General features: G+C 38.0%; 20 protein-coding genes. 13 read left to right on the plus strand and 7 right to left on the minus strand.

Features of this window, described 5'->3' with window-relative positions; genetic code table 11:
- Window positions 1–329 precede the first annotated feature (329 nt).
- Window positions 330–1,043 carry a fatty acid metabolism transcriptional regulator FadR gene (gene fadR / locus H5159_RS07525; protein WP_004335692.1) on the plus strand — a complete coding sequence of 238 codons (714 nt, stop codon included), beginning with the start codon at window positions 330–332 and terminating at the stop codon, window positions 1,041–1,043.
- Between the two features lie 362 nt (window positions 1,044–1,405).
- Entirely contained in the window at window positions 1,406–2,011 is a 606-nt protein-coding gene (locus tag H5159_RS07530) for a peroxiredoxin (protein ID WP_007378637.1), read from the plus strand.
- Window positions 2,012–2,098: 87 nt separating this feature from the next.
- Here H5159_RS07530 and H5159_RS07535 read toward each other — a convergent pair whose 3' ends face one another.
- Window positions 2,099–4,690, minus strand: a complete 2,592-nt coding sequence (locus H5159_RS07535) for a TonB-dependent receptor (RefSeq protein WP_182737844.1) — start codon at window positions 4,688–4,690, stop codon at window positions 2,099–2,101.
- A gap of 425 nt (window positions 4,691–5,115) precedes the next feature.
- Window positions 5,116–5,595 carry an SsrA-binding protein SmpB gene (gene smpB, locus H5159_RS07540; protein ID WP_004335699.1) on the minus strand — a complete coding sequence of 160 codons (480 nt, stop codon included), beginning with the start codon at window positions 5,593–5,595 and terminating at the stop codon, window positions 5,116–5,118.
- 146 nt (window positions 5,596–5,741) lie between these two features.
- On the opposite strand from smpB, the gene H5159_RS07545 reads away from it, so the two are divergent.
- Window positions 5,742–6,182, plus strand: a complete 441-nt coding sequence (locus tag H5159_RS07545) for a type II toxin-antitoxin system RatA family toxin (protein WP_182715998.1) — start codon at window positions 5,742–5,744, stop codon at window positions 6,180–6,182.
- Window positions 6,179–6,502, plus strand: coding sequence for an RnfH family protein (locus tag H5159_RS07550; RefSeq protein WP_138488725.1), 324 nt, complete (start codon window positions 6,179–6,181; stop codon window positions 6,500–6,502). Before H5159_RS07545 ends, H5159_RS07550 begins: the two co-directional genes overlap by 4 nt.
- A 132-nt stretch (window positions 6,503–6,634) precedes the next feature.
- On the opposite strand, the gene H5159_RS07555 is transcribed toward H5159_RS07550, so the two are convergent.
- Window positions 6,635–6,994, minus strand: a complete 360-nt coding sequence (locus tag H5159_RS07555; protein ID WP_004335706.1) for an outer membrane protein assembly factor BamE — start codon at window positions 6,992–6,994, stop codon at window positions 6,635–6,637.
- A gap of 107 nt (window positions 6,995–7,101) precedes the next feature.
- Between H5159_RS07555 and H5159_RS07560 the strand changes: the two genes are divergently transcribed.
- Window positions 7,102–7,431: a GIY-YIG nuclease family protein gene (locus H5159_RS07560; protein WP_024594786.1), complete on the plus strand. Its 330-nt coding sequence runs from the start codon at window positions 7,102–7,104 to the stop codon at window positions 7,429–7,431.
- A gap of 94 nt (window positions 7,432–7,525) precedes the next feature.
- On the opposite strand, the gene H5159_RS07565 is transcribed toward H5159_RS07560, so the two are convergent.
- The gene (locus tag H5159_RS07565; protein ID WP_182737838.1) at window positions 7,526–9,445 is read right to left on the minus strand and encodes a methyl-accepting chemotaxis protein; all 1,920 of its coding nucleotides are present in this window, start codon (window positions 9,443–9,445) and stop codon (window positions 7,526–7,528) included.
- A 192-nt stretch (window positions 9,446–9,637) separates the two neighbouring features.
- Complete coding sequence (ilvC, locus tag H5159_RS07570; RefSeq protein WP_182724519.1) at window positions 9,638–11,110, minus strand: ketol-acid reductoisomerase; 1,473 nt, start codon at window positions 11,108–11,110, stop codon at window positions 9,638–9,640.
- A 138-nt stretch (window positions 11,111–11,248) separates the two neighbouring features.
- On the opposite strand from ilvC, the gene ilvY reads away from it, so the two are divergent.
- The 6 genes from ilvY to H5159_RS07600 all read left to right on the plus strand — a co-directional run bounded on the left by ilvY (window position 11,249) and on the right by H5159_RS07600 (window position 16,893).
- Window positions 11,249–12,154 carry an HTH-type transcriptional activator IlvY gene (ilvY, locus tag H5159_RS07575; RefSeq protein ID WP_024594947.1) on the plus strand — a complete coding sequence of 302 codons (906 nt, stop codon included), beginning with the start codon at window positions 11,249–11,251 and terminating at the stop codon, window positions 12,152–12,154.
- A 116-nt stretch (window positions 12,155–12,270) separates the two neighbouring features.
- Window positions 12,271–13,317, plus strand: a complete 1,047-nt coding sequence (locus H5159_RS07580; protein WP_024594946.1) for a GGDEF domain-containing protein — start codon at window positions 12,271–12,273, stop codon at window positions 13,315–13,317.
- 401 nt (window positions 13,318–13,718) lie between these two features.
- Window positions 13,719–14,531: a MipA/OmpV family protein gene (locus H5159_RS07585; protein WP_182780093.1), complete on the plus strand. Its 813-nt coding sequence runs from the start codon at window positions 13,719–13,721 to the stop codon at window positions 14,529–14,531.
- Window position 14,532: 1 nt separating this feature from the next.
- Window positions 14,533–14,913: a DUF3019 domain-containing protein gene (locus H5159_RS07590; protein WP_024594944.1), complete on the plus strand. Its 381-nt coding sequence runs from the start codon at window positions 14,533–14,535 to the stop codon at window positions 14,911–14,913.
- A 14-nt stretch (window positions 14,914–14,927) separates the two neighbouring features.
- Window positions 14,928–15,620, plus strand: a complete 693-nt coding sequence (locus tag H5159_RS07595) for a response regulator (RefSeq protein ID WP_004335729.1) — start codon at window positions 14,928–14,930, stop codon at window positions 15,618–15,620.
- A gap of 25 nt (window positions 15,621–15,645) precedes the next feature.
- Window positions 15,646–16,893: an ATP-binding protein gene (locus H5159_RS07600; RefSeq protein ID WP_182695457.1), complete on the plus strand. Its 1,248-nt coding sequence runs from the start codon at window positions 15,646–15,648 to the stop codon at window positions 16,891–16,893.
- Window positions 16,894–16,984: 91 nt separating this feature from the next.
- On the opposite strand, the gene H5159_RS07605 is transcribed toward H5159_RS07600, so the two are convergent.
- Together H5159_RS07605 and H5159_RS07610 are read right to left on the minus strand one after the other, a co-directional pair.
- The gene (locus tag H5159_RS07605) at window positions 16,985–17,206 is read right to left on the minus strand and encodes a DUF3820 family protein (RefSeq protein ID WP_024594942.1); all 222 of its coding nucleotides are present in this window, start codon (window positions 17,204–17,206) and stop codon (window positions 16,985–16,987) included.
- A 350-nt stretch (window positions 17,207–17,556) separates the two neighbouring features.
- Window positions 17,557–19,131 (minus strand): cation:proton antiporter family protein, encoded by a 1,575-nt coding sequence (locus tag H5159_RS07610; RefSeq protein WP_004335737.1) that lies wholly within the window; start codon window positions 19,129–19,131, stop codon window positions 17,557–17,559.
- A 266-nt stretch (window positions 19,132–19,397) separates the two neighbouring features.
- Between H5159_RS07610 and H5159_RS07615 the strand changes: the two genes are divergently transcribed.
- Together H5159_RS07615 and H5159_RS07620 are read left to right on the plus strand one after the other, a co-directional pair.
- A complete protein-coding gene (locus H5159_RS07615) occupies window positions 19,398–20,141 on the plus strand; it encodes a sporulation protein (protein ID WP_004335740.1) in 744 nt (247 codons plus the stop codon).
- Window positions 20,142–20,210: 69 nt separating this feature from the next.
- A complete protein-coding gene (locus tag H5159_RS07620) occupies window positions 20,211–20,660 on the plus strand; it encodes a GNAT family N-acetyltransferase (RefSeq protein ID WP_004335742.1) in 450 nt (149 codons plus the stop codon).
- Window positions 20,661–20,667 lie beyond the last annotated feature (7 nt).

Here is a 20,667-nt window from a genome sequence, read left to right on the forward strand (position 1 = left end):
AGGTGATGCATCATCTAAAGAATTTTTTATGGTTGTACTTTTTTGTACTTTTCTTATGGCAAGTGCGGGATAAGTTAATTAAGCTCAGGCGCTGCGTAAATAAAAATATCTCCATAATAACAATGTACCTACAATGAATATTACTCTAGATATTCATGCATTGTAGCTAAATTAGAGAAACCCAAATTTAATTATTTATTAATTTTAAATTTCTACCCATTTGCTTTATTAATATATATTACTTTACTTGTTAGTTGTGCTTCGTCTGGTACAATCAGTCAGTTATTCGTGTAAAACGATGAGTGTTGATTAATTCGAGTGGGAACTGGATGAGAATTTTTAAAGCGAAAAGCCCAGCAGGATTTGCTGAAGAATATATAGTTGAGTCCATTTGGAACGGCGATTTCCCTCCAGGTTCAATTTTACCTGCCGAGCGAGAACTTTCAGAGTTAATTGGTGTTACAAGAACAACCTTGAGAGAAGTACTACAGCGTTTAGCGCGTGATGGTTGGCTAACAATTCAGCATGGTAAACCTACAAAAGTAAATAACTTTTGGGAAACGTCTGGCTTAAACATTCTTGAAACATTAGCGCGCTTAGATGAAGACAAGATGCCAGAGCTGACAGATCAGCTTTTATCTGCACGTACTAATATTAGTGCTATTTATACACGTGCTGCAATTAAGTTAAATCCTGAACGCGTAATTGAAATTTTATCACAAAGCCATGAGCTAGAAGACACCGCTCAAGCATTTGCCGACTATGATTATAAAGTGCATCACGAATTAGCCGTTGCGGGTAATAACCGTATTTATGTATTAATACTTAATGGTTTTAGAGGCTTTTATTCAAAGATTGGTTGTCATTACTTCTCTGATGCCGGAACTCGTGAACTTGCTCGTCAGTTTTATAAAGATTTAACCATTTTGGCAGAAAATAAAGAGCATGATGGTGCTATTTCGATGATGCGTAAATACGGTCATCAAACAGGTGAGATTTGGCAAAAAATCCGTGGTGATATGCCCTCAGATATAATGGACTAAGTCTAAGCGAGAAACCTGCATTTGCAGGTTTTTTTATATCTATAAAATTTAGCGCCACCGTATATGAAATTCTAAAAAGTTTAATGTATAAACCACTTCGATATTTTTAAAATTTCTACTTAGTTACAACGCAACTTACCCTTTAAAATAGACCTATTATTTAAGCATATTAGTGCAAGTTGCAAGTGTTCGTTATTTTCGATTGCTCACATCGTTAAATGCGATTGTTCTTTTGCAGTGAATAACTTTAGAATGCCAATTAATTATATGTATGCGCTATTGGTTTTTAATTTTTAGCGCCCATATAAGTACCAGCATTGCGAAAGCAATTGAAAACAAACTCAAAATATTTGGAGAATAAAATGGGTGTATTAGTAGGCCGCCAGGCACCAGACTTTACCGCTGCAGCTGTTCTTGGTAACGGTGAAATTGTAGATAGCTATAACCTTCATGAAACAATTAAAGGTAAAAAAGCAGTTATCTTCTTTTACCCACTAGATTTCACGTTTGTATGTCCTTCTGAACTTATTGCATTTGATAAGCGTTTTGAAGAGTTTCAAAAGCGTGGCGTAGAAGTAATTGGTGTTTCTATCGATTCACAATTCTCACATAACGCATGGCGTAACACTGCTGTTGCAGACGGCGGTATTGGTAAAGTTCAATACGCACTAGTTGCAGACGTTAAACACGAAATTTGTAAAGCATATGACGTTGAGCATCCAGAAGCGGGTGTTGCGTTCCGTGGTTCTTTCTTAATTGATGAAGAAGGTAACGTACGTCACCAAGTAGTGAACGATTTACCACTAGGTCGTAACATCGACGAAATGCTTCGCATGGTTGATGCGCTAGCGTTCCACACTGAGCACGGTGAAGTATGTCCTGCTGGTTGGACTGAAGGTAAAAAAGGTATGGACGCAAGCCCTGAAGGCGTTGCTAAGTTCTTATCTGAAAACGAAGGCGAGCTATAATTTAGCCCTTAGTTTTAAATAAAAAAACCGCCAATTGGCGGTTTTTTTATTTGTAGCGTTAGCTCACTTTAAAATAAGCTCGCAAAGTTAAAACGAGAAACTAACTTTAGTGTAGAAGTATCGGCCTCTAGGGTTGTGTACACCTGAGGCATAACCGTATAGATCAGCGTCGCCATCACCAATTGCAAATGGTGGCTCTTCATCAAATAAGTTATTTACACCTAGCGATACTTTAGTTGAGTCAGTAACACGATAAGATGTTTGTAAGTCTACCAATGTTTGCGAATCAATCATACGTGATGTATTGCTATCAAAGTCTAAATTACCGTCAAAATCAATATCAGGGGTATCTTCAAACTCACCTACATAACTGATGTTTACGTTTGTATTAAACTCGCCAATTTCCCAGTTTGTAGAGAAAATCCAGCGGTGCTCTGGATAGCCATACTCACCGGTGTAATCGCGGCCATCTTTTTCAAATTTATTTTGGTATGCCCATTCTAAATTAAATTTCAATAAACCTAAGTCATCAAGTGAGTGATTGTAGTTAGCTGAAACATCAACTCCAGATACTTCTTGCGAAGAAACGTTTTCAAATGTGCTGTAAATTTTTTGAATTGTTCCTAAGCTATCGCCACCTGTAGGTGTTAAGCGCACACATACAGTACTATCTTGGTTATTACACTCAGAGTTATAAATTGGACCAAACTCTTGCTCATCAATTTTGTTATCTTGAGTGATGCTCCACACATCGACACTTAAACCAAACTCAGCAGAAGGCGCCCAAATAAAGCCGACATTCCATGATTCTGATTCTTCAGCTTCAAGGTCAGGGTTACCAGCAAATTCAATGTTGTAATCAAGTGCATCACAATCAAGGCCCGTTGCTTCACATCGGTATGTATCTACAAAGAATTGGCTTTCTTGAGATGGACCTAAACCAACTTGTGCCAAAGAAGGCGCTCTAAAGCCTTGTGCCCAAGAGCCACGCACTGTGATTTCATCAGTAGGCGCCCAGCGAAGAGCTACTTTAGGGTTTGTTGTTGTACCGAAGTCACTGTAGTCATCGTAACGGCCAGCAAGTTGTAGCTCTAAATTATCAGCAAGAGGGATAGAAAACTCGACATAGGCTGCGTATTGTTCACGATCTGCAGATGCAGATACAGACTCTGTGCCAAATATTAAACCACGTTGAAATTGATCATCTGGAATGTCATTAACGTCTTCTTCACGGTACTCAATACCTGCAGCCATCATTACTACATCATCGCCAAAACTAAATGCTTCACCTGTAATGTTTGCATCAAAGGAAGTCATGTGAGACTCACCACGACGCACTAAGCTTGTTGTAATACGATCAATTACAGCAGGGTCGTTGTATGTGCCACCAAATGGATTGTAGTTTCCTGCATCAATTTCTTGTTGTAAGAAATCAGTACGCACCCAACCTTGTGTTCTATCACCTGTTTGCAAAGATTTACTTCGGCCTTTTTGTACAGCAGTTTCCCAGCTCCAGTCATTAAACTCACCTCTAAGCCCTGCAACAAAGCGAAGAGTATCTGATTCAATATCCCATTGGCGTGCGCCAGCATCAACTGTACGGTAACGACCAATTTGAATGTCTTCACCAAATGGATTGTTAGGGTGGCTAGCTGGGACAGTTAAGCCTGCATCTTCATCAAGTGGAGTAGGGGCTCCGGCCGCAACAGACGTATTGTGCTGTACTGCCATTTCTAAAAAGCCCGTAATGCCATTATCAAAGTTATATTCAAATTGAGAAATAGCACCCACGCGTTCAGACGCTGGTGCGATATAACCGTAGGGGCCGTAATCAAATAAACAACTGCCGCTTGAAGTTGCATTTTCAGCAGGACAAGCCGGATCAATTGTTTTAACACCGTCTACATAAAAATATCCAGGGAAGCCACGAGATGAGCGAAAATCTTCACCACCATAAGGTGATTGATTTGCTGTACCTAAGCTGCCCATTTCATCAGAAGAAAGAGATGTATTTTTAAAGTAATCGATAATAACTGACGCGCTACTTTTCTCGCTAGTAGTACCCCATACTAAACTTGCTGTTGTTTCTTCATAATTGGGACCATCAGTACCACCGTAGCCCAAATTAACTTCAACACCGTCAATGTCTTTTTTCAAGATTACGTTTACCACACCCGCCACTGCGTCTGAGCCGTAGATAGCTGAAGCACCATCTTTTAGTATATCGATTCGCTCAATGGCAGAAACTGGGATACTGTTAATATCTACAAATGAGTTTGTGATACCTTCGGCAAATGCACTAATAGATACACGACGGCCATTGATTAGTACGAGCGTAGCATCAGCACCTAAGCCACGTAAACTAACAGCAGCAGACCCATTTGCAGTTGAGTCTTGGTTGTTACCACGTGTTGAGAAAGTACCGCTACCCGCGACAGGCATTCTTTCGAGGAGTTGTTGTAGGTTGTCATAACCCATGTTCTCAATATCAGCTCTTGCGATTGATTGAACCGGAGAAGGTCCTTCGATATCTGAACGTTTGATTCGTGAGCCAGTTACTTCAATGCGCTCTACTTTTTTAGCTTCTTCAGCAGCGTAAGTTGTTGTTGTAAAACCTGCTGAAAGTGCGATTGTAGCACCTGCAATTAAGCTAGGTGTAAATGCAGTTGATTGCTTCATCCTTAAGTCCTTGTTGATATGTTATAAATTTAGTTGCTCTATACCAATCCTTTTTAAATTGTTAAATAAATCCCATATTTAAGCGGATTGATATAACAAGCGACGACATTAATATCATGTAACTTAAGTGTTAGCAATTAGACTGAAATGTGATTTTAGTATGGTTTTTTGTGTGTTTTTGGATGATTTTAAAACAGATGTTATGCGCTGAAGAAGGTTGAAATAGGCGCATATGCTTTATTTTGGAAATAACAAATACAGCCTAAATGCGAGTAATAATTAAATTAATTAATTCACAATAAAATTGTAATAAATTATTTACATGTATATTCTGAATGAATAGTAATCTTGTTGTATATTAATAAAACAAATAATAGTTGGTTTTTTAATAAAAAAACGCCTAACTTGTTAGTTAGGCGCTGTGCTTATACTTTGTGTTTCATTAAACGTTCTTTTTCGCGAGACCAATCTTTATTTTTCCCGTCGTCACGTTTATCGTGCAACTTTTTACCTTTTGCTAGATGAAATTCAAGTTTTACCCAACATTTTTTCCAGTACATAGCTGTAGCTATTAATGAATAGCCATCTCGCTCTGTTGCACCGAGTAGACGGTCAAGTTCGCGTCTGCTTAATAGTAACTTACGATAACGCAACGGATCGCAAATTACATGGGTTGATGCACTATTAAGTGGCTGGATTTGCGCGCCAAGCAAAAATGCTTCGCCATTTTTAAGATGAATATAAGTTTCGGTGATGTTTACCTTACCTGCTCGGATACTTTTTACTTCCCAGCCTTGTAGTTCAACACCTGCTTCAAACTTATCGTGTAAAAAATACTCATGTCGCGCTTTTTTGTTTAGCGCGATGGTATTACTTGTCGATTTTGATGAATTTTTCTTAGCCATAGTGCCCTATAATATACGTAATGTGAGATGTTTTACATCGATTTTTTAATAATGCTTTTAAAAATTAAGCTTTAATTTAAGCAGCATGAAAATTTGGGGAAACGCGCAAAGCTTGCTAAAATTCGCCCACACAGTTGGGAGTGAGTATGCCACAAATAGAAAAAAGTGCGCTGGTTATGTACAGCACTAAAGAGATGTTTGATCTAGTTAATGATGTAGAAGCTTATTCGCAGTTTTTACCAAATTGCTCAGACTCAAAAATTGTTTCACAGCATGATAATAACATGACCGCGAGTTTAGAAATATCCAAGGCGGGTATAAAAAAGTGGTTTACCACCGAAAACACCTTTGTTGATGAGCAAACAGTGTTACTAAGCCTTGTTGATGGACCATTTAAGATGTTAAAAGGACGTTGGCACTTTCAAGAGCTTGACGCCAAAGCATGTAAAGTTCACTTGCAACTAGAATTTGAATTTTCAAGTAAGTTAATAGAGCTTGCCTTTGGTAAGATTTTTAACGATGTTGCAAAAAATATGGTGAGTGCATTTACTCAACGTGCAAAACAGGTTTATGGAGCGAGAGCATGATTAATGTTGAGGTGGTATTTGCATTACCAACCACGGCCACGTGTTTATCAATTGAAGTGCCACTAGGGACTACAGTCGAGCAAGCTGTTATTCAGTCAGGTATTATACAAAAGTGCCCTGAGATAGATGCTACATCGCTAACTTTAGGTGTGTGGAATCGAACTGTAAAAGCTAACTATGAGTTAAAAGACGGTGACCGTATAGAAATATATCGTCCATTAATTGCAGATCCTAAAGATGCGCGTAGAAAGCGTGCAGAAAAAGCTAAAGAAGAAGGGCGTGCAAATAAAATAACGGGTGGCCGCCCACTCGAAAAGTAACGAAAATCGATATAAACGTGGAAAATTTAACGGATTAAATCACACGCTGACGTTGTTTAAAATGGTAAAAGCTTTTAAATAAACCAATAAAAAAGGTGAGCCATGCTCACCTTTTTTTACCACTTGAGAAATTTATTGCTCGAGCGGTGTAGTAAAGTTTTCAGGTTGGTCATAATCACCTGAAATTGAAACTAACTTTTCATTTTCAAAGTTAATTACTAACTCTTTATTTTGCTCGTTTTTACGGCCTTTATTGAAGCTGTAAATATAACGCCAAGTATTGTTATCAAAGGCGTCTTCGGCAATAGGTCTGCCTAATACGTAAACAACTTGCTCTCGAGTCATATTTACACGAAGTTTTTCAACATCCGATTGCTCTAAAAAGTTGCCTTGTGGGATGTTAATTCGGTATACCCAGCTAGAGCAACCTGCTGCTGAGCTAAGTGTTAAAGCAACGATAAGCCAAAGAGAAAAAGTTTTTAACGACTGCATTGTTAGTTGTGATCCTTATTTTTTATAATCTGCATGATACCGATTAGTCACTGAAGGTAAAACCCTTTTAAGCAATTGTTTTATGTTAAGGGCGTTAAGGTAATGTTTTGACCATAAATAATGAAAAAAGTTTACAGCACATCGAAACGAATATTTTAAAAACGGAGTCTACTTGGTTTTTATATATAGTTGAGACACGATTTGGTCATTGGTACACAGGGATCACAACTAATGTTGAAAAACGCTTTGCAACTCATCAAGCCGGCAAAGGGGCCAAAAACCTTAGAGGGAAAGGGCCGCTTTTACTTATTCATCAACAACAAGTTGGTAATAAAAGTGAAGCAAGTAAACTTGAGTATCAATTAAAAAAGCTCCCTAGAGCCAAAAAAGAAGCATACGTTTTAGCATTTAATACCGGCGACACTAAAATCATTTAGTTAATTTATTTAGATTAAACCGTATCCGCTGTGGGCAAAAGCTAGCTTTTAATATAGCTTTTGCTCACAAAGGAAATATAGCAGTTATAGCTGCTTAGCGATGTTTTTCAAAGGTAGCGACAAGTGCATCGAGTGTTTGAGCGCTGTTTGCCAAGTCACGAATAGCTTGCTCTGTATTGATTTGCTCGCTCATTGCTTTATCGCTAATTTCACTTATTTGCTCTATGTTACGACCTACATCAGCAACCACATTACTTTGCTGCTCAGTTGCAGTTGCAATAAGCGTAGCCATATCGTTTATTTGATTAGCTGTTTCGGCTATCGCATCGAGTAATTCTACTGAGCTTTGCATGGCTCCAACGCTTTGCTGCGCTTTATCTTTTGATTGGCTAATATCGTTAACTACATCATCAGATATTCTTGTAAGCTCTTCAATCATAGATTGAATTTCGGTGGTTGATTGCGATGTACGGTTTGCCAGAGCGCGTACTTCATCAGCAACAACAGCAAAGCCTCGGCCGTGCTCACCTGCGCGAGCAGATTCAATTGCCGCGTTTAAAGCAAGTAGATTAGTCTGATCCGATATCCCTCTAATTGAATCCACAATACTTGCTATATCAACCGTTTTTTTAGAAAGCAAAGTAACTTGCTCTGTTATGCCATCAATATCGCTAGCTAGGGCTGAGATAGTTGCCTGGCTTTGTAATACTTGTTTGTGGCTTTGAATGGTGTTCTCACGGCTGTTATCGGTTAACTTAGCTGTATTCGCTGCGCTTTGTGCTATTTCTTGCACTGTAGCGCCCATTTCGTTGATAGCTGCTGCGACAGATATTGTTTGCTCTTTTTGATTATCAATTGCTTGCGAGTTTCGTTTTGCCTGTTCAAATACATGATCAGAACTTTGGCGAATATCGTGGCTTTCACTGGCAACTTGAGTAATCGCTGTTTCTATTTTATTTATAAACTGGTTAAAGCCATTACTTAGATTGTTGAGCTCTGGTTGGCTTGATTCTGGTAAGCGGTACGCTAAGTTTGCATCGCCAGAGCCTAAGCGTGAAAATAACTCAGCCATTTTAGAAAGTGGAGATGAAAGAGAGCGAGCAAGTAAGTAACTAATCAAGCTAGCAACTAACGCGGTAATTACTGTAAAAGTAAATATTTGCCATTGTAGGGTGTTTACACTTGCGAATACTTCACTTTTTGGTACTTGAGCTACAACATATAAGTCAGTGTTTTTAATTGGGGTTGCAGCTATAAGAGTAGGTTCGCCATTTAAGCTAATTTCTTCTAGTGCAAAGCCATTACTATTAAATAGTTGGCTGTGAATATTTGCAGTATATAAATCGTCAATATTTGCTTTTGCTACTTTATTGGCATCTTTATGAAGTTGAATTAATCCATTTTTATCTGCAATAAATACAAAACCTGTTTGCTCAATTTTAAATTGCTGTAATAGCTTTTGCATATCAGTGATGCTTTTTGCAAGACCTGCTAAACCAGTACCATTAGCTTGCTGATGATTTACAAACATTTTCACATCATTGGCTGACTCTTGATAAATACTGATAGAATAAGGTTGTTTTGATTGTTTGAACGCAAAAAACCAGCCATCAGCTGTATCGTTTTTTAACACACGCAAAAAACCATTTTGGTTCCAGTACTGTGCAGTGTCTCTATTTGCCCAAGATGCTGTTGCTAAATCGTATTGCTGGGCAACACGATTTAATTCTTTTAATAATAAAGTGTCGTCTTGATTACTAGACTGAGCCCATTGTAAAACAAATTCGTTTGATGATAGTTGCTGAGCAGCACCAAGTAACTCGTTAATTTCACCGCCTATATGATTACTGATTGTTTGCAGTTTACTAGGTAGCTCTGACTCGATCATACGTTGCTCAATTATGTCTTTAGAGCTGTATAAAGAGGTCAAGCCAATCAGTGCCGCTACGCATATAGCAATAACACTGCCTAAAGCTGTGATTTTTTGAGTAATAGAAAGGTTTTGTATCGTCATGATATTAATTAATTTTACAACTGAGTAGAGGACTATACTAGCACATTATTTATTTAGAGCTAGATATTGCCTACTGTGAAATGAATAGAAGGTAGCGTGTTATGGTTAAATTTTTATGAATATGCATAAAAAAGCCCATAAGCAAAGCATATGGGCTTGGTTTCTAACAAGCGAAACATTTATCGTTTAGGGTTAAACAATCTTTTTCATTGCTGACATGTAGCCACGTAATTTAGCACCTACTTTTTCAACTGGGTGTTCACGAAGGGCGGCGTTAATTTGAATTAATGTTTGGTTATCAACTTGGTTACAGTGCTCGCCAAGGCCTTTACCAATAACATCTGTATCAATTTTTTTCATAAAATCTGCAAGTAATGGTAAACATGCATGGTTATATAGGTAACATCCATACTCTGCAGTGTCAGAAATTGTACGGTTCATTTCAAAAAGCTTTTTGCGTGCAATAGTATTAGCAATTAATGGCGTTTCATGTAAAGACTCGTAGTAAGCTGACTCTTCAATAATACCGGCTGCTGTCATGGTTTCAAAAGCAAGTTCAACACCTGCTTTTACCATTGCTACCATTAAAATACCGTTATCAAAAAATTCCTGTTCTGAGATTTCTACATCGCCAGCAGGGGTCTTTTCAAAGTTAGTCTCTGCTGTTTCAGCGCGCCATTTAAGTAAGTTTACGTCATCGTTATTCCAGTCTTCCATCATAGTGCGTGAGAAAGTGCCGTCAATGATGTCATCTTGATGCTTATTATAAAGCGGGCGCATAATTAGTTTTAGCTCTTCGCTTAGTTCGAACGCTTTTACTTTTGCAGGGTTTGAAAGGCGGTCAAGCATGTTTGTAACGCCGCCGTACTTAAGTGCTTCGGTAATTACTTCCCAGCCGTATTGAATTAGCTTTGATGCATAACCCGCATCAACGCCTTTTTCTATCATTTTATCAAAACATAAAATAGAGCCAGTTTGTAACATGCCACATAAAATGGTTTGCTCGCCCATTAGGTCTGACTTAACTTCAGCAATAAATGATGATTTAAGTACTCCTGCACGGTGTCCGCCAGTCCCTGCTGCATACGCTTTAGCTTGTGCTAAACCATGACCTTGAGGGTCATTTTCTGGGTGAACAGCAATTAGAGTTGGTACACCAAAACCGCGTTTGTATTCTTCACGTACTTCAGAACCAGGACACTTAGGCGCAACCATGATTACAGTAATGTCTTCACGTACTTGCATGCCTTCTTCAACAATATTAAAGCCATGAGAGTAGGCAAGTGTAGAGCCTTTTTTCATAAGCGGCATAATTGCACTTACTACAGCAGTATGTTGCTTATCTGGTGTTAAATTAAGTACTACATCAGCTGTTGGGATTAGTTCTTCGTAAGTGCCAACAGTAAAGCCGTTTTCAGATGCGTTCAAAAATGATTGGCGACGCTCAGAAATAGCTGATGCGCGTAATGTGTAAGAAACATCTAAACCAGAGTCACGTAAGTTTAAGCCTTGGTTTAAACCTTGTGCGCCACAGCCTACAATAACTAGTTTTTTACCTTTAAGTGCATCAACGCCATCGGCAAATTCGCCTGCGTCCATAAATTCACATTGCGCTAATTGCGCTAATTGCTCGCGTAAAGGTAAGGTATTGAAATAATTCGCCATTGTTAGTGTCCTATAAAGTCATGTTTGTTAGATGCGCAATGTTTACTGCGCTTACAAACACCATATGTAAAATCGTTGCTTGCGTAAAATGATATATTTGAATTAAAGTGTTTCATAATATGAAATGCAGGGGGTTGGATGGAACATAAGCACTTAAACTACTTTTTAGCGTTGGCTAAAACACTTCACTTTGGGCGCGCAAGTGAGCTTTGCCACATAAGCGCACCCACTTTGAGCCGAAATATAAAACATTTGGAAGAAGAAGTTGGAGTAGCATTGTTTATCCGCGATAACCGAAGCGTTAAGTTAACGCGTGAGGGGGAGTCCTTTATTGATTACGCAACGGCAACGCTTGCTAATTGGCAACGTTTTAAAACGAATGTAAAAGACCCACAACAGCATATTTACGGCAAAGTAAGTATTTATTGTTCTGTAACTGCATCTTATAGTTTTTTACATCAAATATTAGAACAACTTCGTGCGCAGCATCAGTACATAGAGATAACATTAAATACAGGCGACCCAGCACTTGCTATAAATCGTGTGCTTGATGGCCACGAATTAATGGCAATTGCAGCTAAGCCTAATAAATTACCGTCGCAAATTGCCTTTGTTGATATTGGGCACTCACCACTTTTATTAATTGGCCCAAAAATTCAATGTCCGATCACACAAAAGCTTACACAAAATAGTGATGACATTAATTGGTCTGATTTAGAGTTTATTGTCCCAGAACAAGGTTTTTCTCGCCAAAGGTTAGAGCACTGGTGGCGCAAAAATAATATTCACGGAAAAATCTACGCTCAAGTTGCAGGACATGAAGCAATGGTATCTATGGTGAGCTTAGGACTAGGTGTCGCTATGGTCCCTAAAATAGTGCTAGATAACAGCCCGCTGCAAGATAAGGTACAAATACTAACACCAAAAATGCAAGCACCTGAAGGGTTTGATATCGGTTTGGCGGTATTAAGAAAAGAGTTAAATGACCCTGCAATCAGTGCGTTGTGGAATATTGCGCAAACTTTAGAAGCAAAAGCAATTTAATATACACACAGAGCAAGTAAATTAGTTAAATAGTATTAATATAGGTTGCGTATGAGTTTACTATTACTTAACATTGAGTGCTAATAATAAAAACAATGACGCTTGAGAGTTTATTTATGAACCACGCCGTATCACTTGCTCATTCTGCTCAATGCCTTAAAAAGGCGATTCCTTTGATGGTAAAATACCGCATGCCGGTTACGCCTATCAACTATGCAATTTGGTACTGTTACATTCAAGGGAGTAACCCTTCATTAAATGCTGAATTAGACCATGTTATTGCTGAGCAACAAACATGCTCACAAGACAAAGCAAAAGAAATTTTTGATAAGCATTTAACGCAAGACGATCTGGCTTTCTTTCAAGAAATGACTGAAAAGTTCCATACAACCATGGAGCAAGTCCAGCAAGATATAAGCACCACGCTTGAACATTCCAAAAGCTTTACAACAAGTTTAGTTGATTCACAAAATGAATTAAATATGCTTGCTGATGTAAATTCTTATAATGAAATATTAGGTTGTGTAGAGCGCTTAACCGACGATTCTATTGCTATGCAGGATTATGCTAGAGAATTTCAAACTAAGTTAGCTGTTGCTTACAACGAAATAAAAGATTTAAAAGAAGCACTTAATATTTCAAAAGAAGCAGCTGATACCGACACGCTTACGGGGTTTTATAACCGAGGTAAGTTTGATTCAGATATCGTAAAATTTTGTTTTGAATACTCAGAGAAAGCACAGGAAGATTCTCTTGCCGTACTAATTATGTTTGATATTGATCACTTTAAACGTTTTAACGATGACTTTGGTCATCAAAAGGGTGACGAAGTGTTGAGGTTAGTTGCCAAAAAAGTGAGAGAAAATACAACTGAAACAGCAAATATATATAGATACGGTGGCGAAGAGTTTTGTATAACAGCTTATTTTGACACTATTAACGATATAATAGCGTTTGCCGATTGTATACGTTTAGCTATTGCGAAATTAGCGATTCGTAAAAAGCATGATATAACAGCTAAACGTGCTATTTCTGCAAGTTTTGGTTTAGCTATTTTACGTCCATTTACTAATAGCTCAGTTTTAGTTGAGCGTGCAGATAGAGCCTTATATATCGCAAAAACACATGGCCGAAACCGAATAGAAATAGCCCCTGATATTTAATAAGCATCAGAAGCTTGATTTATTACGGCTAAAGCCGCTATTAACTTTGGTAACCTAGTAGCTTGTAAGGTTAATAAAAAAAAGTTGTTAGAGTTGGCTTCCTGCAGATTTTATTTGAATTAAAGCATTTGCGAGGTTATCCCTCATTTCCAAAGTTTCTCAAAGCAGTGCCAGCTTAGCCAACGCACATAACTAATTTGAAGGGTTTGTCACTTCAAAAACACAAAAGTTAACATTTGTGTATACAAATTGTGAATAATTGTAACCAGCTAGAGCTAGTTTAAAAAGACCTTGCTAGTATGGGGAACTTACTTAATTTAATACTTTGATGTACGCTGATGCGGTATTCCTTCTCCTTATTAACTGCTCTATGTTTTAGCACTTTGTTTGCTTGCCTTTCGGTGCAAGCAACACAGGCAAGCAAGCATGCTGACGATTATACAGAGCAAGATATAACAACTGATTGCCTGCATTTGAGTTTAAGCGTTGGGGCTGGAGTTATAACCAACCCTTTGCATGGTGGAGATAATATTCCGCTTGTGCTTATTCCACAAATTGCGTTTTATGCAGAGCAATGGTTTTTTGATAATGGCCGCCTTGGCTATTCATTTTCACAATCCCCAAAGCATCACTTTAATCTAGTTAGTGAACTCAACTCTGAATCTCGCTTTTTTATAGACTGGCACCCTAAAAATGTATTTGCATTGCAAAGTAGTGCTCTTAATAATCAGTTTGTAATGCAAAATGAAGCCTCGTCCTCTCGCTACGCTGATATTGATAATTTGCATAAACGGCAAATTGCCTTGGATGCGGGTATTGCATATCACTATGTAAATGATGACCATGTTTTTTCAGTTCAGGCTCTGCATGATATAACCGATGTTTATCGAGGTGTACGCGGTGCATTGCAGTGGCAATATCATACTGTGCTAGGAAAGCTTAAAATAAAGCCAACACTTGGAATAAACTATAAATCTGCGGAACTAAATAGCTATTTTTATGGACTTAATGAGGGTGAAACTCAATTTGGCAAAATAGACGTTGGTAGTAGTTGGCAACCTTATGCTAAAATCGACGCCCGTTGGCCACTGAGTAAGGCTGACTCTCTTCGTTTTCATGTAGCATATTACGACTATTCGGCTATGGATGGCAGTCCGCTCTTTGAACGTACTTATTCAATGACTGCATTTATAGGATTCGATCGTACTTTTTAATATGAAGTATTCAATATTAGTTGTGTTTATTACCACTTTTTTTAGTGGTTTTAGTGTGGCACAAACCCCTGTTTTTAGTGTTTCTCCAAAAGTCTGCGTGGTTTCCGAACAGCAGGATTTTTGCGATCTTGATTTACAGTTTAAATGGCTATTAAACACCTATAGTGATGTCTGTTTGTATCAACAAGAACAACTACTTCAATGCTGGCAGCAGCAGCGTTCTGGGCAATTTAATTATAAAGCGCGTGTTCAGGTGGAGACCATATACTCCTTAATCAATCCTCATACGGGTGTGTTAATAGCAAAAACACAGGTTGAAGTACAAAGCGCCCATGCTAAAAAAAATAGGCGTAGGCTTCGCTCTCCGTGGAGCTTTTTTTAATTTAGGAGCAACTAATGCCAAAAATTTTACTTGTTGAAGATGATCTCGGTTTACAACAGCTAACAAAAGATTACCTTGAACATAATGGCCTTGAAGTCGAAGTGTTAGACCGCGGTGACGAAGTGTTTAATTACCTAGAAAACAATACACCCGATTTAATGATTCTAGACGTTATGCTGCCAGGTAAAGATGGCTTTAGCGTTTGCCGCCAAGTAAGAGATAAATTTACTCTACCAATTTTAATGTTGACTGCTAAAGGTGAAGACTTCGACCAAGTGCTTGGTTTAGAACTTGGTGCTGATGATTATGTAATAAAACCAGCAGAGCCACGTGTATTACTAGCGCGGATCAATGCATTACTACGACGTGGGCAACCAATAGTAAAGTCTAGTGAAGAACTGCAGTTTGGTGATTTAGTCATCGATAAAACAAGCCGTATTGTAAAACTAAGTGATTCAGAGATTGTATTAACTTCGCACGAGTTTGAACTACTATGGCTATTAGCGTCAAATGCGGGTGAAGTACTAAGCAGAGAACATGTGCACCAACATATGATTGGCCGTCAATACGACGGACTTGATAGAACTGTGGATGTACGCGTATCACGAATTCGTAAAAAATTAGGCGATAATAGTGATAAGCCGTATCGTATAAAAACCGTATGGGGACAAGGCTATTTATTTGTTTCTGATGCATGGGATCTTTAGAACTATTTAAGGTTAATCGGCTGTAATGGGAAAACTGTTTACCAGCTTATACTTATATATCATTGTTTCATTATTTGTTGTAAGTGGTGTTATTGAGCAGCTGTGGCCCTATGAAGAGTCGCAGCAGCAGGTCTTCTTAGACGATGAGTTTGGGCAATCACTGTGGTTGCTTTCACAAACCCCAAATGGTCTTAAAAAACTAAAGCATAACTTTGAAAGTAAAGTGATTGAACGACGTGATTTAATACTTCCTCAAAAACAACAATCGCAGCTAAATCAAAACCACTACTTATATTTGTATGATAAGCAACAACGCATTGTTTGGTATGTAGATCTCGGTAATGATTCATTACTTCAAGTAGGACCGGTAGGCGTATTAACGCAGCAATCATCTTCTGTTTGGCCGTATTTATTACTACTTATTATTGTAGGTATACCAGTTGGGCTATGGAGCTTTTTACTCTGGCGTGACTTTGAAAAGCTACGTAAAGCGTGTGAAGCGGTAGAGGGTTTGCAAGACTTTCAACTAAATGACTCTTCTAAGTCTTTCTTTTTACCTATAACTGATACATTAAAGGTAATGCAGCAACGTATTGAGTTTTTACTTAGTGCGCAGCAAGAACTTACCTCATCGGTGTCGCATGAGTTTAGAACACCACTAGCACGTTTAAAGTTTGCAATAGTCATGCTACAAGAACAAATGCTTGACGAAAAAGGCGAAAAATACCTAACAAACATGCAAACAGATATTAGTGAGCTTGAGTCACTAGTTTCTGAAATGCTTGAATACGCGCGATTAGACTCTCAACAACCAAGTTTACAGCCAATAAACTGCGATTTAGCTGGGCTGGTAAAAACCACTGTTGAAAAGCTAAATTTTGAAGCTAGAACAACGCTCTCTATAAACCTCCCTGAGCATTTAAATTACTACTGTGATAGCCACTTTATGGCGCGAGTATTTCAAAATTTAATTGGCAATGCGCTCAAATACACTCATCAACAAGTCAAAATTTCATTGCTACAAGAGGCAACTCACATCGTATTGATTGTTGAAGATGATGGTGAAGGGATTGACCCCGTTGAGCGAGAAAACGTATTTAAGCCTTTTACTCGATTAGATAAAAGTAGAGGCAAGGACACTGGTGGCTTTGGTTTAGGGCTTGCTATAGTTGCTAAAATTGTGTCGTGGCACCAAGGAGAGTGTAAAGCAGAAAGCTCAAGCTTAGGTGGTGCTAAATTTATTGTATATTTACCTCTTAAATTTAAGACATAAAAAAAGCGCCTAAGGCGCTTTTTTTGCGGTTAAAAACCAAAATCAACAAGTAGCAATATAATAGACCGCAAGTATTTAAAAAAGTTCTCAATTATTTTTTATTTTTTTCAAGTAATGGCATTAACATTTGCTCAAGGCCATTTAGTTTAACCTCATACATCATCGCTAGTTGGCTACCAAGTTTCGAGTTAGGAAATCCCTGCTGTTTGAACCACACCAAATAAGGTTCTGGTAGTAGTAATAAAGGGCGCCCAGCATATTTCCCAAAAGGCATCGTTGTATTTACAGCTATTTTTAATTGTTTTGGATCCATAAGAGTTACTTAGGTTTTAAAGTCTGCGTAAGTGTAAGGGATTTTAGAAATATAAAATAGGCTGTGACGGGCAAGAAACAGCCTATTTTGCGAGGGAGTAGGCCCTCTGATTTAATAATTTTTTGTTGATTAATATAAACCTATTTGAACTTTAATTAGCTGGGATCTAATTAAGTTATTATTAGAACATGGGGTTTTATTTAACCAACATGGATAGTCTACCTGTTTTTTATGGTCGTGGTGAAATGGCTTGTAAAGGAATGTAAATAGAATTGCTTTTCATTTAAAAACTAATAACAAAGCCTTAATGATTTTAAGGCTTTGTTATTTATAGACGTTATAAAAAGTGATTATTCGTTAAATAGCTCTTGTTTAACGTGCTCTGCAAAACCACTACCTGCTTCTAAGTAAAAGTTATAAGTAGAATGAACACCCATTTCTTCTAGCTCTTTTTGTTGATCAGGGTAGTTTGCAATAGCTGTTACTTGGCCTTTATAACCTGAGGCTTGTAGTTGCTCTAGCGCAAAAATATTTTGCATATGCTTTGGCATTGCAAGCATGACCATTTCTACTTGCGAATGATTTACTCGTTGCCAAAAGTCAGGATCTGTTGCATCAGCAATTAATACGTTGCGGCCTCTGTTAACGTGCTTATCTACCACTTCAGGTTTTATATCTATGCCTGCAACAACATTTGGGTGAGTCGCGTTGATTGTTTCATAAGCACCAGTACCAATACGTCCCATACCAAAAATGACTATTTTAGTATCGTTTAGGTTAACAGGTAGCTCTTCAGCTAAACGAGTTTTGCTTTCAAACTTTAATAGCCAGTGCTCTATTTTTACGTATAGCTCGTTTGAGCGCTTATTTAACGGCGAGGCAATTACAAAGGTAATAGAAACAGCAATTGCCATTACGGCCAGCCACTCAGAAGTGATCATGCCTGTGCTAGCTGCTACTGCACATACAATTAACCCAAATTCACTGTAGTTAGATAAACTAAAGGCGGTAAGTAATGATGTACGTGCGCGTAGTTTGAATATATTTGTGAACACGTAATAAAGCGCTATTTTAATAGGTAAAACTAAAACAAGTATGATAGCAACGATTAATGAGCTAGTGGTTAGCTCTGCGCTCAAGCCAATACTTAAGAAAAAACCGACTAATAATATGTCTTTTAAATTAAGCAGAGATTTTGATAGTTCTCCTGCTTTTTTATGTGGTGCAAACATCATCCCAATTATGAGTGCGCCTAGGTCGCCTTTTAATCCTGCAAATTCAAATGCATGATAACCAGCAACTAAAGCAAAGAAAAAACCAAATAATGGTAATAGTTCACCATGTTTAGAGCGATTTAATACGCCATACATGACAGGTCGTAATAAAGGCAGAGCAATTATTAATGCAATTGCCCATACATTTGGAATTTTACCTGTACTAATCGCTAAAAAGATAACAGCAAAGATATCTTGCATGACTAGTATACCAATGGCTATTTTACCGTGAAGACTTGCCATTTCTCCGCGTTCTTCAAGCACTTTTACTGCAAATACAGTACTTGAAAAACTAAGCGCAAACCCAACCAATAAAGCACTTTGCCAACTTAAATCAATAAACAGTGGAATGGCGAAAACACCAAGCAATAACATAAAGCCACTAAAAAGCGCACTGCTAAAAATAATATGCAATGTTGCAGGCGCCCACACTTGGGGTTTAATTAAACTGTTTACCTTTAGCTTTAAACCAATACTAAAAAGAAGAAGGGTTACGCCAAGTGCTGCTATTGTATCGAGCAACTCTGTACTTTTATAACCCGATAAATTTAAAGCAAAACCTGCTAATAAAAATCCAATAAGAGGAGGCAGCTTTAACTGATAAACAGCAAAGCCACACACAAACGCGGCGGCAAAATAGATTAGTTCCATAATTCTTAATATCACTTCATTTGGGGTTGCAGTGTAACGAAAAATTTATACCATTGAAAATAAAAATAGACCTAAAAATGAACGCGTCTAATCAAATACTTGCCTAGCTGTGTATAAAAAATGCGCATCAAACATATATTTAATCGTAAATAGCATGTAAATAACATTTTTTCACTGACATTGGCTTTTAAATATGGTTAAGATGCAATAACGAAGAAGTTTAAGCAAGAGCAAATAATAGAACCGCTCAGCTTAAGGAGAAATATATGTTTAAAAAGATTTTAGCGTCGGTAGGTATTGGTGCTGCAAAAGTAGATACTGTTTTAGAGACTGAACACCTACAACCTGGTCAGCTTTTTAATGCACAAATAGTCATTACCGCAGGTGATGTTAGCCAAGATATTGCAGGCTTAGATTTATTACTTATGACCCGTGTTAAAGTGGCAGGTGATGATGGCGATTATTTTACCAATCATGTGATTGACCAATGGCGAATTACAGATATAGGTACAATTGAGCCTGGCGAAGTTAAAAGTATCCCTTTTGAAGCACGTCTTCATTCTGAAACACCTATTACAGAAATTAATGCAGGTTACAATCAATCTCATGTGTGGCTTGAAACAGGTTTAGATATTGATTTAGCACTTGATCCGAGCGATAAAGACCATTTACATATTTACCCTAATGAAGCTGTTAAAACGTGCATGCAGGCGATGGAAAAGCTAGGTTTTAGCTTAATGAAAGCTGATGTAGAAAAAGGCCATTTGCGCGCTTCAACATTTCAATCGTTATCGGGCTGTTATCAGGAACTTGAATATAAGCCAAATAGCCGTAGTTTATTTGGCATTCAAGAGATCGAGTTGTCATTTGTACCAGAGGCACATAAAACACACGTGCTTATAGAGCTAGACAGGGCCTTTAGAGGCGATGGTTATGTAGATTTAACGATAGAGCATGACCACGTGAATTTATCGCAGTTGTGCGACCAACTAGAGCGCTTATTTGCTTAATATAAACTAACAAGTGAATAATTTTATTAAACCCGGCCTAGGCTGGGTTTATTGTTTATAGGATTTAAAATGCAATTTAAATGTGAGCAGTTTAATGCTTTAGATGCGCATACTCTTTTTACTATTATGCGAGGACGTGTAGACGTATTTGTTGTAGAGCAGGCGTGCCCTTACCCTGAACTTGATGATGTAGATATTGATTTAAATACACAGCATTTATATACACTAGACAATGGGCGGCTACACACTTATGCCCGATGCTATGAAAAAAATGAGCAATACAGCGCAATAGGGCGCGTGCTGGTAAGTAAAAGTGCGCGTGGCAAAGGCGACGCCACTGTACTTGTAAGTAAAGCTATAGAATGCTGTAAAGAGCGGTGGCCTGAACGAGATATTTATATTGGCGCACAAACCTACTTACTTGATTTTTACCGCTCCTTTGGCTTTGAAGATTACAAAAGTGAATATCTAGAAGACGGTATACCTCATCAAGATATGATTTTAAAACTCACTCAATAAATCCAAT

Source organism: Pseudoalteromonas sp. SG43-1 (assembly GCF_014164415.1).
GTDB classification, from domain to species: Bacteria; Pseudomonadota; Gammaproteobacteria; order Enterobacterales; family Alteromonadaceae; genus Pseudoalteromonas; species Pseudoalteromonas distincta.

Bases quoted from the DNA above. Each gene is read 5' to 3' on its own strand.
- H5159_RS07580 (WP_024594946.1), top strand. From the start codon at position 12,271: ATGAACCACGCCGTATCACTTGCTCATTCTGCTCAATGCCTTAAAAAG.
- ilvY (WP_024594947.1), top strand. From the start codon at position 11,249: ATGGAACATAAGCACTTAAACTACTTTTTAGCGTTGGCTAAAACACTT.
- H5159_RS07590 (WP_024594944.1), top strand. From the start codon at position 14,533: ATGAAGTATTCAATATTAGTTGTGTTTATTACCACTTTTTTTAGTGGT.
- H5159_RS07595 (WP_004335729.1), top strand. From the start codon at position 14,928: ATGCCAAAAATTTTACTTGTTGAAGATGATCTCGGTTTACAACAGCTA.
- H5159_RS07530 (WP_007378637.1), top strand. From the start codon at position 1,406: ATGGGTGTATTAGTAGGCCGCCAGGCACCAGACTTTACCGCTGCAGCT.
- H5159_RS07600 (WP_182695457.1), top strand. From the start codon at position 15,646: ATGGGAAAACTGTTTACCAGCTTATACTTATATATCATTGTTTCATTA.
- H5159_RS07555 (WP_004335706.1), bottom strand. From the start codon at position 6,994: ATGCAGTCGTTAAAAACTTTTTCTCTTTGGCTTATCGTTGCTTTAACA.
- H5159_RS07545 (WP_182715998.1), top strand. From the start codon at position 5,742: ATGCCACAAATAGAAAAAAGTGCGCTGGTTATGTACAGCACTAAAGAG.
- H5159_RS07550 (WP_138488725.1), top strand. From the start codon at position 6,179: ATGATTAATGTTGAGGTGGTATTTGCATTACCAACCACGGCCACGTGT.
- smpB (WP_004335699.1), bottom strand. From the start codon at position 5,595: ATGGCTAAGAAAAATTCATCAAAATCGACAAGTAATACCATCGCGCTA.
- H5159_RS07565 (WP_182737838.1), bottom strand. From the start codon at position 9,445: ATGACGATACAAAACCTTTCTATTACTCAAAAAATCACAGCTTTAGGC.
- ilvC (WP_182724519.1), bottom strand. From the start codon at position 11,110: ATGGCGAATTATTTCAATACCTTACCTTTACGCGAGCAATTAGCGCAA.
- H5159_RS07605 (WP_024594942.1), bottom strand. From the start codon at position 17,206: ATGGATCCAAAACAATTAAAAATAGCTGTAAATACAACGATGCCTTTT.
- H5159_RS07535 (WP_182737844.1), bottom strand. From the start codon at position 4,690: ATGAAGCAATCAACTGCATTTACACCTAGCTTAATTGCAGGTGCTACA.
- H5159_RS07610 (WP_004335737.1), bottom strand. From the start codon at position 19,131: ATGGAACTAATCTATTTTGCCGCCGCGTTTGTGTGTGGCTTTGCTGTT.
- H5159_RS07620 (WP_004335742.1), top strand. From the start codon at position 20,211: ATGCAATTTAAATGTGAGCAGTTTAATGCTTTAGATGCGCATACTCTT.
- fadR (WP_004335692.1), top strand. From the start codon at position 330: ATGAGAATTTTTAAAGCGAAAAGCCCAGCAGGATTTGCTGAAGAATAT.
- H5159_RS07615 (WP_004335740.1), top strand. From the start codon at position 19,398: ATGTTTAAAAAGATTTTAGCGTCGGTAGGTATTGGTGCTGCAAAAGTA.